General features: G+C 35.6%; 13 protein-coding genes and 1 other annotated feature. Of the genes, 4 read left to right on the top strand and 9 right to left on the bottom strand.

All coding sequences use genetic code 11. The features are described from left to right. Positions 1–91: 91 nt before the first annotated feature. Positions 92–650, bottom strand: a sequence feature (16S ribosomal RNA rRNA prediction is too short). A gap of 467 nt (positions 651–1,117) precedes the next feature. Continuing rightward, positions 1,118–1,972, bottom strand: coding sequence for a hypothetical protein (locus BW724_RS17065; RefSeq protein WP_176371449.1), 855 nt, complete (start codon positions 1,970–1,972; stop codon positions 1,118–1,120). Between the two features lie 271 nt (positions 1,973–2,243). On the opposite strand from BW724_RS17065, the gene BW724_RS17070 reads away from it, so the two are divergent. Continuing rightward, positions 2,244–2,846, top strand: coding sequence for a biotin transporter BioY (locus BW724_RS17070; RefSeq protein ID WP_088076354.1), 603 nt, complete (start codon positions 2,244–2,246; stop codon positions 2,844–2,846). Between the two features lie 168 nt (positions 2,847–3,014). Further along, positions 3,015–3,647, top strand: a complete 633-nt coding sequence (locus BW724_RS17075; protein ID WP_088076355.1) for a hypothetical protein — start codon at positions 3,015–3,017, stop codon at positions 3,645–3,647. A 95-nt stretch (positions 3,648–3,742) separates the two neighbouring features. On the opposite strand, the gene BW724_RS17080 is transcribed toward BW724_RS17075, so the two are convergent. The 4 genes from BW724_RS17080 to BW724_RS17095 form a co-directional block, all read right to left on the bottom strand. Then, positions 3,743–5,089 carry a Na+/H+ antiporter family protein gene (locus BW724_RS17080; protein WP_088076356.1) on the bottom strand — a complete coding sequence of 449 codons (1,347 nt, stop codon included), beginning with the start codon at positions 5,087–5,089 and terminating at the stop codon, positions 3,743–3,745. Between the two features lie 239 nt (positions 5,090–5,328). Further along, complete coding sequence (dctP, locus tag BW724_RS17085) at positions 5,329–6,363, bottom strand: TRAP transporter substrate-binding protein DctP (protein WP_088076357.1); 1,035 nt, start codon at positions 6,361–6,363, stop codon at positions 5,329–5,331. Between the two features lie 56 nt (positions 6,364–6,419). Continuing rightward, complete coding sequence (locus tag BW724_RS17090) at positions 6,420–7,694, bottom strand: TRAP transporter large permease (protein WP_088076358.1); 1,275 nt, start codon at positions 7,692–7,694, stop codon at positions 6,420–6,422. A 23-nt stretch (positions 7,695–7,717) separates the two neighbouring features. Then, positions 7,718–8,242: a TRAP transporter small permease gene (locus BW724_RS17095; RefSeq protein ID WP_235849002.1), complete on the bottom strand. Its 525-nt coding sequence runs from the start codon at positions 8,240–8,242 to the stop codon at positions 7,718–7,720. 601 nt (positions 8,243–8,843) lie between these two features. On the opposite strand from BW724_RS17095, the gene BW724_RS17100 reads away from it, so the two are divergent. Then, complete coding sequence (locus BW724_RS17100) at positions 8,844–9,320, top strand: divergent PAP2 family protein (protein ID WP_088076359.1); 477 nt, start codon at positions 8,844–8,846, stop codon at positions 9,318–9,320. 110 nt (positions 9,321–9,430) lie between these two features. Here the strand turns inward: BW724_RS17100 and BW724_RS17105 are convergent, their stop codons facing one another. The 4 genes from BW724_RS17105 to BW724_RS17115 form a co-directional block, all read right to left on the bottom strand. After that, positions 9,431–10,153, bottom strand: coding sequence for a 3D domain-containing protein (locus tag BW724_RS17105; protein ID WP_088076360.1), 723 nt, complete (start codon positions 10,151–10,153; stop codon positions 9,431–9,433). A gap of 126 nt (positions 10,154–10,279) precedes the next feature. Further along, entirely contained in the window at positions 10,280–10,600 is a 321-nt protein-coding gene (locus BW724_RS17110; protein ID WP_088076361.1) for a YuiB family protein, read from the bottom strand. Positions 10,601–10,749: 149 nt separating this feature from the next. After that, the gene (locus BW724_RS23705) at positions 10,750–10,890 is read right to left on the bottom strand and encodes a YuiA family protein (RefSeq protein WP_176371450.1); all 141 of its coding nucleotides are present in this window, start codon (positions 10,888–10,890) and stop codon (positions 10,750–10,752) included. 285 nt (positions 10,891–11,175) lie between these two features. Continuing rightward, complete coding sequence (locus BW724_RS17115) at positions 11,176–12,384, bottom strand: NAD(P)/FAD-dependent oxidoreductase (protein WP_088076362.1); 1,209 nt, start codon at positions 12,382–12,384, stop codon at positions 11,176–11,178. Positions 12,385–12,854: 470 nt separating this feature from the next. On the opposite strand from BW724_RS17115, the gene BW724_RS17120 reads away from it, so the two are divergent. Further along, complete coding sequence (locus tag BW724_RS17120; RefSeq protein ID WP_088076363.1) at positions 12,855–13,853, top strand: NAD(P)/FAD-dependent oxidoreductase; 999 nt, start codon at positions 12,855–12,857, stop codon at positions 13,851–13,853. The last annotated feature ends 5 nt before the right edge of the window (positions 13,854–13,858 follow it).

Here is a 13,858-nt window from a genome sequence, read left to right on the forward strand (position 1 = left end):
CCCAGTTTCCAATGACCCTCCACGGTTGAGCCGTGGGCTTTCACATCAGACTTAAGAGACCGCCTGCGCGCGCTTTACGCCCAATAATTCCGGACAACGCTTGCCCCCTACGTATTACCGCGGCTGCTGGCACGTAGTTAGCCGGGGCTTTCTGGTTAGGTACCGTCAAGGTGCCAACCTATTCGAATGGCACTTGTTCTTCCCTAACAACAGAACTTTACAATCCGAAGACCTTCATCGTTCACGCGGCGTTGCACCGTCAGGCTTTCGCCCATTGCGGATGATTCCCTACTGCTGCCTCCCGTAGGAGTCTGGACCGTGTCTCAGTTCCAGTGTGGCCGATCACCCTCTCAGGTCGGCTACGCATCGTTGCCTTGGTGAGCCGTTACCTCACCAACTAGCTAATGCGCCGCGGGCCCATCTCACAGTGTTAGGATAAATCCCAACTTTTACAATTGAACCATGCGGTTCATTTGATCATCCGGTATTAGCTTCGGTTTCCCGAAGTTATCCCAGTCTGTAAGGCAGGTTGCCCACGTGTTACTCACCCGTCCGCCGCTAACTTCTCTAAAGCAAGCTTTAAAGAAGTCCGCTCGACTTGCATGTATTAGGCACGCCGCCAGCGTTCGTCCTGAGCCAGGATCAAACTCTCCAATAAAGTGTTTGATGTCTAGCTGCAGATTTTCATCTGGCTAATTTTGTAATTCATTGACGGGATATTCTTCATCACCTCATATAATATGAAGTAACTTCTTATCCCACTTCGCTTGGCTTTTTGTTTAGTTTTCAAAGGTCAATTTTGAAACAATGTCGTTTGACAGCGACTTTTATATTATATCAATATATTTTGTCGGAGTCAACAACTTTTTTAAATAGTGTTTACATCGTTTTTAGCGACAAATACTAATTTAACATCTTTCTAAATATAAGTCAACAAAAAGTTTATTTAAATAATAAGGTTTTTTGCGACGACTAAAAATATAACATACTATGATCCTGTCTTCAAGAGGTATTATATAATTTTCAGGTGAAAATCAACAAAAAAAAGACCAACAACTGAAGTTAGTCTTTATTTAATATATAGATCAAATATTCCTAAAAAAATATTCCCCATTATTTAATTTGCTTTATATAACGGAAAGGGATCGACATCAAACCTGTCAGCAAAACCCCAGTCATACAAATTTACCTTATTACCATAGTAACCTGATTTAGAATCATAGCAGTCAGTTATATTTGGTCCTTTATATCGTTGTTCATGCCAAGCTCCCATTAAGTCTATCCCATCATAAGAAATAGGTAGAGTTTTTATAAATTCATTTTCCGGCGAGAAAGAAGAAAGTAAACATATACTACGAATACATTGAATATTTACCTCACTATGATTATCTGGAAATACTAAGTGATGGTGTAGATCAGTTCCTTCATATAATAACTTATATAAAATGGATAACGATCTTCCATCAAGACCAGACCATTCTGAGACTTTTTCAAGAGTATATTGTTCTATTAACCACCTATAGGCCTCATTGGTTTTAAAGCATTTAGAAGAAAAATGTTCAGGTAAAGGTTTTCTAGTTAAATAGTAATAGAAGAAACCAAGAACTATTGGTATGCTACTATCATTTTTAATTGAAAAATAGTTCTCGTAGTGACTGGACCCACTATTATTAGTACTATCAATAATATAAACATTAGTCTTTCTTTGTTTGACTGTTTTAATTTGTCTGATGATCTCATGTAGGCATTTTGATTCGTCTGAGTACCATATAATTACGGAATTACTACTAGTAATATTCGAAAATGAAATATTATCGCCGTATATGGCATGAATGATTTTGTTAGTGATGTGTCCATACTCCTTATAATTTTTCTTTTCATCTGAACTGAATTGCCTTCTCCCTGTAATTGACAATGGCTCACCAATAAAGATTTCCTTTATTTTATTTTCAGATATCAATGATTTTACCACGTTAATAACACCTCTATTTTTAGGTGCTATAGTTAACACCATAATAACAATCCTTTAGAATCATGAAATTATTCCACACTACAAGTTTACACAAGAACTAGCCTCAATTTTTCACCAAAGAATGAAATGTTTGTGAATATTCTTACATTAACCTCTTGAGAGTTGTTAACCGTTTTAGAGGTTTTAGTTGACAATAAACTTGATAGATTTTAATATATTGTTAACAATATATAGTTATTGGTTAACAATACTGCGAGAGTGAGGTAGAGTGATGGCAAAAACAAAAAATAATATGTTTACAGTTTTAGATTTAACGAAGGCTGCAATGTTTATTGCTTTAATGGGGATTGGGGCTAATATTACAGCTTTTATTACCGTAGGAGCAGTTCCCTTAACATTCCAAACAGTTATTGCAATTTTAGCTGGTGTTTTATTAGGAAAGAAAGTTGGAGCATTTTCTATGATTGGTTATACCATCATTGGATTAATCGGTGTTCCAGTATTCGCTGGTTTTCAAGGAGGAATGCACAACTTTCTAAGCCCTACTTTCGGATTCGTTCTATCTTTTATTATCTTGGCATTCTTTGTGGGCTGGATTCTTGAAATAGTAAAACCTTCTATACTAATGTATCTATTCGCTTGCTATATTGGCTTAATAATTAATTATGCTATCGGAGTACCATATTTATACTTACATCAACAGTTTATTTTAAATTTAGATGAGGTAACATTTTTGTCTACCTCTGTTATTATGGCTCCTTTTTTTGTAAAAGATTTTATTCTCACTGGAATGATTGCTTTGGTTCTTCCGAGGATGGTGAAGGCTATTAATAGGTCAAAGTCAGGAATAAACAACATTCAACATAGTGCTTAAGATAGGTTCATTAATTAGACAAGATGACCTCCTGATAAAACACGGATAATGTAACTCATTTGACTAGCTGACTGGGACCAAGTTTGTTAGTCTTTTTTTTGTAAAAATGGATTTAATATAAAAAAGAGCAAAAACTACATAACGATTATATTAAGTAGGTGGGTTGAAATGAGAATCAAAAAAAATTATGAAAATAGGAGAAGACACACAGTTTTAGTAATTCTAATCATATTGTTAGCCCTATCAAGTAATTCTTTGCCTAAAATTCCTAAGTTTTATAAAAATATGATTTATGTCAGTTCCTTTAATGGACTTTATTATTTGCTATGTAGACGACACCTAGTTTGGGAATTCATCCCAAACATTGGAGTTAACTGGTTACTTCTTAGATTAGTTCATACAATACTTGTAACTCCTTTAGTAGTGCTTGTTTTCCTAAGTGAGATGCCACATACACTATCTAAGCAATTTATTCATTTTGCACGTTGGATTACAATAAGCTTTGCTGTTGAGTATTTGATTCACAAGGAAGACTTAATTCTTTATGCTCATGGTTGGAACGTTTTTTGGTCAGGAGTAATTTATGTGAAAATGTATTTTTATAGCTATTTAATAACAAAACGACCTCTCCTTACATTATTTCTATCTTTTTGTTCAACCATTTATTTCATTACAAAGTTTAATGTCCCTTTAAAAAAGAACCACATTTCAAGGTATTTTGAACCACTAGTTGATGTGTACTACCATACATTTTTGGAAGACTTAACTGATAAAAAACGTAAAATATTCGGTCTTCCTTAATACAGTGGATGAACAAATAAGAACCTGCTCCTTTCACAAGCGTGAACAGAGCAGGCTCTTTTATATTTTTTCACTATAAATTATTGATTACACCCTTATAAAATAACCGCAGCTAACCAACCAAATATGATTAATGGTATATTAAAATGCAAGAATGTTGGTACACAAGTATCCCAAATGTGATGATGTTGTCCGTCCACATTTAAACCTGCAGTTGGTCCAAGTGTACTGTCAGATGCTGGTGATCCTGCATCACCTAAAGCTCCAGCTGTTCCTATTAACGCTATTGTTGCTAAAGGACTGAATCCTAATACAGATGCTAGTGGTACAAAGATAACCGCTATAATCGGAATCGTCGAGAATGATGAGCCTATTCCCATTGTAATCAATAGACCAACTATAAGCATTAATAAAGCTCCTAACCCTTTATTATCTCCAATTAAATCAGCGACTGAGGCCACTAATGTGTTTACATGCCCCGTCTCTCTAATTACTTCCGCAAAACCACCTGCAGCTATCATAACGAAGCCAATGAAAGCCATCATTTTCATTCCATTTGTCATCAATGTTTCTGATTCTGACATGCTATGCTTCCCTTTAAACTGTTTTACAATAAAATAAAGATAAATAATTACTAAACCAACAAATGAACTGAATATCATAGAGTCAGTAAGAATTTGTAAGACAAGAACTGTAATAATTGAAAGTATACCAATTACAACAGACGGTATAGTATAAGCAAAATCATTTTGTTTATCTTCTTGACTAACTATCTCACGGTCTTCATATGTCCTTCGTTTTCGATATGAAATGAACACAGCAACGATTAAACCAATTACCATTCCAAGTACTGGGAGTGCCATCGCTTTCGGTATCATTGAAAGCTCGATCTCCATACCACTTTCAACCATGTTTCTCTCAATTATTTCATGGAATATAAGTCCAAAACCAAAAGGTAATAAAATATATGGTGCTTTTAAACCAAAAGTCATAATAGCTGCAATTCCACGTCTATCAATCATTAAGGCATTAAACACTTTGATCATAGGTGGTATTAATATAGGAATAAATGCAATATGAATTGGAATTAAGTTTTGTGAAGACACTGAAATTAATAATATTCCAAGTAAAATCAATACCTTTGTAAGCGTCCTAGTTTCCGTTTCTCCTTCTTTCCCAACTGCAGACACTACACTTCGAACTAATAGATTTGGTAAACCTGTAAAACTGATAGAAATTGCAAACGCCCCAAGCATTGCATAACTTAACGCTACTCCTGCATTCGCTCCTAACCCTGTGCCAAATATCGTCAATGTTTCTTCTAGTGTAAAACCAGCAGTTAGCCCTCCAACAAGTGCCCCAGACACAAGTGCAATAACGACATGAATTCTAAATAAACTTAAAACGATCATAACTAAAACTGCAATTATTACTGCATTCATGATTCATTCTCCTCTCCAAATAAATGATTTTTAATATATTACAATATTTTCGCTTTATCATGCTAAATCACTAATGTATTAAAATGCTTGTTTAATATAACATTAGACTAATATAGTGTCAATAGATTAACAAAAAGTTCGGGGACCTGGTCCCCGAACTTTTTCCGAACTTTTTGTGGACTAAAGAAAAGACCTAAGGAACTATATCCTCAGGCCTTTCTCAAACTATCTTTTCTACATTACTGTTGAGCTGCTTGAATCTCTTCTTCTAACATGTTTAAGATTCTACCAGAATCCTCACCATAGTTATCAATGAAGAATTGACGAACTGGAATTGCTAGTTCACGGAACGCTTGACGCTCATCTTCAGATAAATAGTAAACTTCTGTTGGGTTTTCTGTATCTTCTTCAATAGCAGTTAATAGTTCTTCATTCATTTGATCCTGCATTTCAAATCCAACTGATCGCATTTCTTCTACTGTTTCATCAACCATTTCACGAATATCATCTGGAAGGTCGTTATAGAAATCTGTATTTACAACAGTCATAGCGACATAGTTATTGTGATTAGAAACTGTCATATGGTCTTGCACTTCATGGAATCCAGCATCCTCAATAAAGAAGATAGGGTTTTCCTGACCATCTAGTGCACCTTGCTGTAAACTAGTGTATAACTCACCCCAGTCAAGTGGAGTAGGGTCTGCACCATATGCTTGATAGGAATTACTAATTAATGGAGACTCTTGGATACGCATTTGGAAACCATCAAAATCATCTGGAGTTCTTAATGGACTACTACCAGTCCATTGCATAGCACCTTCAGTCCAGAATGCTAGCGGTGTCATATTATGTTCTTCATACTTTGCACGTAGTTCTACATTTAATGCTTCACTTTCGTCCAAGATTTGCTGAGTTAAAGCAATATCATCTGGGAACAAGAAATGTAATGCGAATAATTGAGCTTCCTCAACCATTGTTCCAGTAAAACCTGGAGAAACAATAGCTAACTCCGTGTAACCATCCATTAACTGCTCCGCTTGGTCTACACCATCACCAAGACCACCATATTCAAAAACAGTGATTTCTACTCGACCGTCAGATTTCTCTGCCATTCTTTCTGCAAATTCAGCAGCATATTCATATTGTACTTGTCCTTGCACTTCCTCTGTTACAAAGTCCCATTGAAACTCTGCACCGTCGTCGTCACCACAAGCTGCCAAGAAGAAAGCCATGGAAATAGCTGTGATGAGCAATAAGCTTTTTTTCAAATTCATAACTAAAATTACCCCCATAATTTGATTTATTTATTTTAAGGATATCTCAAACCTTCTTACATCAAGCGAACTAAGAAAAGTGAGATGTCCTCAAACAGTATGACTAATACAGCAACTATCACTAACATAACGATATATGGCGGTGTCCCACGAATAACATCGAGATAGGACTTGTTGAACACCGCACTGGCGGTGAAGATATCGACGCCAAAAGGTGGTGTTGCTGAACCTAAAGCTGCTTGGAATACTATTACTACACCTAGATGGACTGGATCTACACCTGCAGCAGTTGCTACTGGAGCAAATATTGGTGATAAAATCAAAATCACTACTATTGGATCCACAAACATACAACCAATAAAGAAGAATAGTGCAACAATAAATAGAACTGTCAATGCTGAAGGGTCTGGCCCTAAAACAGCATCAGTAAGTGTATGTGGGATTCTCGCCCTATTAATAGCCATTGAAAAAGCTTGACCTGCTGCTACAAGAATGAAAACTGCAGAGGTTACTAGACCACTAGACATAGCAATTTTTGGAATGTTCTTCAATTTTATAGTTCTATAAATTAACACTTCCAAAATCAATGCATATAAAACGGATATCCCAGCTGCTTCCGTAGGCGTGAACATTCCAGTGTAAATCCCACCTACGATAATAAAAGGGAAACCTAATGGAAGAAGTGCCTTTCGTGTTCTCTCTAATCTATCAGACCAGGTTGCCTTTTCCACTTTTGGTATTTTATAAATTTTTGCGTGTATGTAGGCATAAACCGCAAAAAATATAAAAATTAAAACTCCTGGACCAATCCCTGCAATAAACAAATCCCCAACGGATGCATTGGAAACTAGCGCGTAAATAATCATTCCAATACTAGGTGGAATAAGTAATGCAATATCACTAGCATTAATAATAAGAGCAATTGCACTAGAATCTTTATATCCCATTTTTAACAACCGTTGACGCATTGGAGTACCAACTGCAACAACCGTCGCTTGTGTCGAACCTGATATCGATCCAAACAAAGTACAAGCTGCAGCTGTTGTGATCGCGTAACCACCACGAAGGTGTCCGACGAAAGCACCAACAAAATCTACTAATCTATTTGAGGTTTTTCCTGTTGCCATTATATCCGCAGCAAATATAAACAGAGGTACTGCTAGAAGGGCATAAGGAACAATCCCTGTCCTCATTTGTTGTATGATAATATACGGGTCCAATGAACCAAGGAAAAAGAAAACTAAGACCAAGGCCCCTGCTATTAAAGGAATCATCATTGGCAGACCCATAACGAGTAATACTACCATTACAAGAAGTATAATCCACTCCATATTAAATTCCTCTCATTTTCATTTTATTGTTCATCATAATCTTTTTTCTCCTGGGCCAGATAAACTTCATCATTAACTATGTTCACCCATGCATTTCGTAAGAATTGTAATCCACCTAGAAACAAGCCGATTGGTATAAACATAACCATTACCCAATAAGGAAGCTCCATTGCTGCTGTTGTTCTCGTCTGATTTACCGTATACCCATATGCATAGTACGTAAGAAGGAATAATATGAGCGCTGTTATTAATGGATTGACAATAGCTAAAACTTTCTTTACTTTTTTAGGTGCCATATCAAAGAATGCTGACATGCTAATATGTCTTCCTTTTCTAGCCGCGTAACTAATTCCCATAAAAGTTGCCATTATAATAGCTATTTCACTTACTTCAGAAGCAAACAACCAACTACTTCCCGTTACCCTACGGCTAATTACATTCCCAAAAGTCATGACCGAAATGATGATGATGGACCAACTTAAGACGATAGTTTCGAATTTTATCAATAAGTTATCTAGAAATTTAAGTACTTTTTTTATACCGTCCAATTCTCCTACCCCTCCTCTCCGAATTTGACATTTTTCATCAATATACCCATGTATTTCGATGTGTTTAGTAGGATATATGTTATATGAAGGCTTTCTTTATCAGCTTTTCGTTAATTGTTGTCGAATAAAGTCATATGTAGTAGACGGTTATTTTTCAACTAACTCGCCTATTAAATAGCATAAAGCAATATTCGTAAATGTACAAAAAGGATATGTGGACATATTAGAGGATTTCTCTGTAAATATTACGCTTAGTTCAAATAACACTGTCCCTATATAATATTACTCCGCTCAACTCCATATAATTACCATATTCTCTAAAATGTCTTCATTATATATTTCCCTAACCCCAGATATGCAAACCTTCATTTGTTTAAATCCAACTATGCTCTCAAAACGTGAGTAGCGTGCAGCGATCACCAACACAAAATATGTATTTTCACGGTAGCTAATTAAATGTAATAATAAAAAAATAGTCTATATAATAATCACCTATAAAATTATGCTATAATGAACGTTGCAAAATACGTTTATACTATAGTTTAGATTCCTAATAGCTAGGGTAAATATACTATCAACTGAGGAAAGGACATCTATCGTTATGGAATTATTCTCTAATTTTCCCTTATGGGCGGCTCTATTTGCAATTGGGTTTGCTCAATTTATAAAAGTACCACTTCAATATATCGCATCTAAAAGATTCGATTGGACGCTTCTCACCAGTACAGGTGGAATGCCCAGTTCTCATTCTGGTGCTGTAACCGCGTTATCGACTGCGATTGCCCTAGAGGAAGGTCTAGGCTCGCCACTATTTGCTATTGCAGCAACTTTTGGTATCATCGTGATGTTTGATGCAACAGGAGTACGCTGGCATGCAGGCGAACAAGCTACAGTTCTAAACAGATTAGTGATGGATTTTAATAAGCTAGTTGAAGAGATGAGGTCTTGGCCTGATAAAAAAGAGCAGGAAAAAAGGAAAGAATTAAAAGAGCTATTAGGTCATCAACCAATAGAAGTATTTTTTGGTGGGATCTTAGGCATCGTTCTTACATTAATATTACATGCAGTATTGCATTAGTCCAAAAAGTTTCATTTATACGCCATATACAGCTTTCTTGCTTCTTGAACTTAAAACACTTACTACAAAAAACTGCTGACCTGTTATTTACAAGGCAGCAGTTTTTGTTATTAAGAAGCATCTACAAAACGCATCTGTCTTCTATATACTTGTATCGCTTCATCTTCATTTAACTTGATTAATTCGTCATCCGTTAAATGACCTTCTCCACTCTCTACAATATATACTTCAACAGAGCGTTTACCCCATTGTTCATAAACATCATCCACGGTTTCATAGTAAAGATCTATTTTATTACCCTTGATAGCTGATCCAGTATCTGCAACAACACCATACCCATACCCTGGTATAAAAAGAATTGTCCCGATAGGAAATACTTCCGTATCAGCAGCAACAGTGGAATAAATATCCCTCTTCACCTCAACACCAGAATAAGTTATACCATATTGTGGATGGTCTTCAGTCTTCCCTGTTGATTCAGGTCCTGCTGTGTATCCTGTTGCTACTACCTCAACAGCTGGGTACTGACTCCAATCTTCAAGATCTTCTAATGCCTGAAATGTCTCTTCAGTTGTGTTAAAAGTCAGTTGTTCCATATCTACATGATGAAACACATTTATAAATTCCCTGTTCCTCAACTGACTTTCTCTTTTTAAATGTGTCCTTCCAGCTAATATCTCAGAACTTTTGTTCCATAATAAATTCCGTTCCGTGACCAAGGAATCCAGTTCATTAGCTTTAACATTTGATAAACCAAAGAAAGTTGAAAAAATAGCGCCAATAAATAAGAACGTGAAAATAATGTACTTAAATGGCACTTTTAGTCTTGTCATTTTTTTCACTCCTCTCACCTTGACAGAGTTTCCAAATGACGGGACCTTTATTCAACCACTAGTCTGAAAATAACAATGATGCATATAAAAAAGCCCTAAAGGCAAAAACCTTTTGGGCTCGATTAATTAGAACATTTGATATCCGCGGTTTCTTAACATTCGATTAGCAATGCCTGACAAAATTGCTCCAGCCATTCCCGCACTTAAGATAATGATGTCTGCAGTTTTTAATGCAATTAAATCATTAAAAAAAGTAGGAAACGCTTCTCCAGGACTCAAGAAATACTGCAGTAAACCTGACTCATCTACAATAAAGAAAATGACAATTGGATAAATAACTGCCATTGTCCACGTGGAGCGAAGCAACATATTTAATATAAATCCAATCCCGAAGAAAAGTACGAAATATAATACAATAGCTATTATTAATTGTGGTAAGCTCAACATTACTTTCACCCCCATAAGGTCAAAATTAAGTTTACTCTATCTATAGAAGCTTAGTCAATTAGAAGGTCCATTCAAAGGTCATTTTTATAATAATTGCAAACAAAAAAATAACCCTCAGGCGTTAAACCTGAGAGTTCATTCATCATTAATCATTTTGCTACACTATTTTTCTGGCCAGTACCATGACAATTATCGCAAGTTTCGGAACCACCCAGCAACAACTGGAAATACCCTTTTCCTGTACAGTATGGACAATCACCTGTTTTAAGCTTTTGCTTTCTTAGAGCCATGATGACTCCTCCTTTATGATTATTTTTTCTGAAGTTTCTGATAATATAACAGTTTTTAAATAAAATGAAAAACTGCATATACGTGCTAAATCCTCGATGAAAGCGTAATCAACACTTCTTTCCTTTTAATATCTCCATGTTAAAAAAACTTACATACATTTTTTCTTTAACGCTTTTTATAGTTAAAGTCCCTAATCCAGTACCATCTTATTCGCAATTGCATATAAATACATAAAATAAAAAAAGCAATTCTGGATATTGTCATCCAGAACTGCTTTAAAATCCTTAAAAGAAGTTTAATTTACCTTTTTTCAATACAAGTGGCATTCCACCAAGTAAGAACAGGTACCTATTATCAATAACTTTCTTCATTGCGGAAGCTGAATGTCCATATAGCTTTGTAGAACCAACTAGACCGATCGCTTCTTTTCCACCAAGAGAAGCCACTGTACCTTTAATATCAGGTGTAAATTCTTCCAGCTTTTCTTTACCTGCTATTAGGGCTTTTATATTATTCGAACAAGTATAAGATTGTTGAATAGCAATTTGAGCAGTAGGTGGATATGGGCGGTTAATCTCTTCATTGATAATTAAAGCACAATCACCAATGACGAAGATGTTATCAAAACCAGGTGCCCTTAAATCCTTCTCCACTTTAATTCTTCCTCGCATTGCTTCAAATCCAGACTTTTCAATTACCGCATTCCCTCTAACACCAGTAGTCCAGACCACAGTACTCGCTTTAATCTCTTCACCATTATTCAATAATACGCCATCTTCTTTTACTTCTTTGATCGGAGTATTGATTAGAAACTCAACGCCTCGACTCTCCAATAAATTCATAGCGTAATTGACGAGTTCGTCATCAAAGCCAGGAAGTGCTGTTGGTGCTGCTTCAACAGAATAAATTTTTACTTTATCACGATCGATATCATATTCCTCGCAAAGTTCAGGAACTCGTTTAGAAAGTTCACCAACAAACTCAATTCCAGTGAAGCCTGCTCCAGCAACAATAAATGTTAAATCTTCATCGTGTTTTTCTTCTTGGCTGTTATAAGATGCAAATTTATATTCGATGTGCTCCCGAATATGACGAACTGAGTTGACACTTCGAATAGCAAATGCATGCTCTTCAACCCCAGGAATACCAAATGTTTCTGGCTCCGACCCTAAACCTATTACTAAATAATCATATTCCAATTCTCCACCTTCGAGAATTACTTTCTGTTCATCTGTTTTTATCTCACTTACTGCATCTTTTATGAAATGAATTTTTTTTGTATCAATGACGCTATCAATACGCATTCTCGTTCGATCATGATGCAATGTTCCTGCCGCCGGTTCATGTAACCATGTTGTTTGGTAATGATAATTGTGCTTATTCACTAACGTGATTTCAGCATCATGATGAGCATTCGCCTTTTGAAGTCTCGTGGCTGTCATCATTCCCCCATAACCCGCACCTAAAATAACTATTTTTGGTCTTTTATGCATGCTTCTCACTCCATTTATTATCTTTCTTATTCTCCATTTTTCCCTACATAACAATCAATCACGCATGTGTTTTTTTCCATAAAGGAAAACCCTTCATTTGTGATATAATTCACGTACAAGATCATAAAATAACGATAAACTTTTTAACCAATAAGGTATTACTATTATTTACACGGAGAATATGTTTTTTTCTCATATTTCATCATATGGGTATCCTGCAATTTTTTCAACCTATTTTTGACGAATTGTTGAACTTTTTTATTATTATATTACTTTTCCAGAAAAATTGTTAAGATAAACACCTATCAAAAATGATTTATATTTTTCCGATATTTATAACGGATTAGTTATTAGAATTTTTTGATTAATTTTAGTATTTTACATTCGATCCTTTGCATTAAATCATTTTACATTTATAATAAATGTGATGTGACATTGTCAAATATTTTTAAAAAGTGGAGGTGTGAGATTTGTCTACAGAAAGAGATGTATACGATATTACGATTATTGGGGGAGGACCTGTCGGAATTTTTACATCATTTTATGCTGGAATGCGACAGGCTAAAGTAAAAATTATTGAAGCTATGCCTCAACTTGGAGGCCAATTATCGGCGCTTTATCCAGAAAAATATATTTACGATATTGCTGGTTTCCCTAAAGTCCGTGCTCAAGAACTTGTAGATAGTCTTATTGAACAAACAAATCAATTTAATCCAACAGTTGTTTTGGAACAATCTGTGGAGGAGGTTGAAAAGGGCGAGGATAATATTTTCTCATTGAAAACAAATAAGGAAACTCATTATTCTAAGACAGTGATAATCACTGCAGGAGTTGGGGCTTTCCAACCACGCCGTTTAGAAGTAGAAGATGCAGATCAATACGAAGGAAAAAATCTACATTATTTTGTTAGTGATTTAAATAAATTCGCTGGTGATCGTGTAGTATTATCTGGTGGCGGAGATTCCGCAGTAGACTGGACTTTAATGCTTGAAGATATTGCGGAAGAAATTACAATCGTCCACCGTAGAAACAAATTCCGTGCACACGAACATAGTGTAGAACAATTAGAAGGATCTGATAAAATTCAGATTAAAACACCATACGTAATTACAAAACTCCATGGTAATGGTGAGAAAATTACAGCCGTTGACCTTAAAGAAAAAGATGGAGAAGTAGTTGAAACCATCGATATTGACACTTTAATTGTTAACTTTGGATTCATATCCAACCTTGGTCCAATTAAAGAGTGGGGCCTTGAAATAGTTAAAAATTCCATTGTGGTTAATTCAAGAATGGAAACTAATATTGAAGGTATTTATGCATGTGGAGATATTTGTACTTATGATGGAAAAGCCAAGCTGATTGCAACAGGTTTCGGTGAAGCACCAGTTGCAGTTAACCACGCAAAGGCTTATGTAGATCCAACAGCAAAACTTCACCCTGGACATAGCTCAAGCATTATGGGGTAATTGAT

The sequence above is a fragment of the Litchfieldia alkalitelluris genome (genome assembly GCF_002153425.1).
GTDB lineage: Bacteria > Bacillota > Bacilli > Bacillales > Salisediminibacteriaceae > Evansella > Evansella alkalicola.

Excerpts from the sequence above, each read along its gene's own strand:
- BW724_RS17070 (WP_088076354.1), top strand. The coding sequence starts at position 2,244 with ATGGCAAAAACAAAAAATAATATGTTTACAGTTTTAGATTTAACGAAG.
- BW724_RS17075 (WP_088076355.1), top strand. The coding sequence starts at position 3,015 with ATGAGAATCAAAAAAAATTATGAAAATAGGAGAAGACACACAGTTTTA.
- BW724_RS17080 (WP_088076356.1), bottom strand. The coding sequence starts at position 5,089 with ATGAATGCAGTAATAATTGCAGTTTTAGTTATGATCGTTTTAAGTTTA.
- dctP (WP_088076357.1), bottom strand. The coding sequence starts at position 6,363 with ATGAATTTGAAAAAAAGCTTATTGCTCATCACAGCTATTTCCATGGCT.
- BW724_RS17090 (WP_088076358.1), bottom strand. The coding sequence starts at position 7,694 with ATGGAGTGGATTATACTTCTTGTAATGGTAGTATTACTCGTTATGGGT.
- BW724_RS17100 (WP_088076359.1), top strand. The coding sequence starts at position 8,844 with ATGGAATTATTCTCTAATTTTCCCTTATGGGCGGCTCTATTTGCAATT.
- BW724_RS17105 (WP_088076360.1), bottom strand. The coding sequence starts at position 10,153 with ATGACAAGACTAAAAGTGCCATTTAAGTACATTATTTTCACGTTCTTA.
- BW724_RS17110 (WP_088076361.1), bottom strand. The coding sequence starts at position 10,600 with ATGTTGAGCTTACCACAATTAATAATAGCTATTGTATTATATTTCGTA.
- BW724_RS23705 (WP_176371450.1), bottom strand. The coding sequence starts at position 10,890 with ATGGCTCTAAGAAAGCAAAAGCTTAAAACAGGTGATTGTCCATACTGT.
- BW724_RS17115 (WP_088076362.1), bottom strand. The coding sequence starts at position 12,384 with ATGCATAAAAGACCAAAAATAGTTATTTTAGGTGCGGGTTATGGGGGA.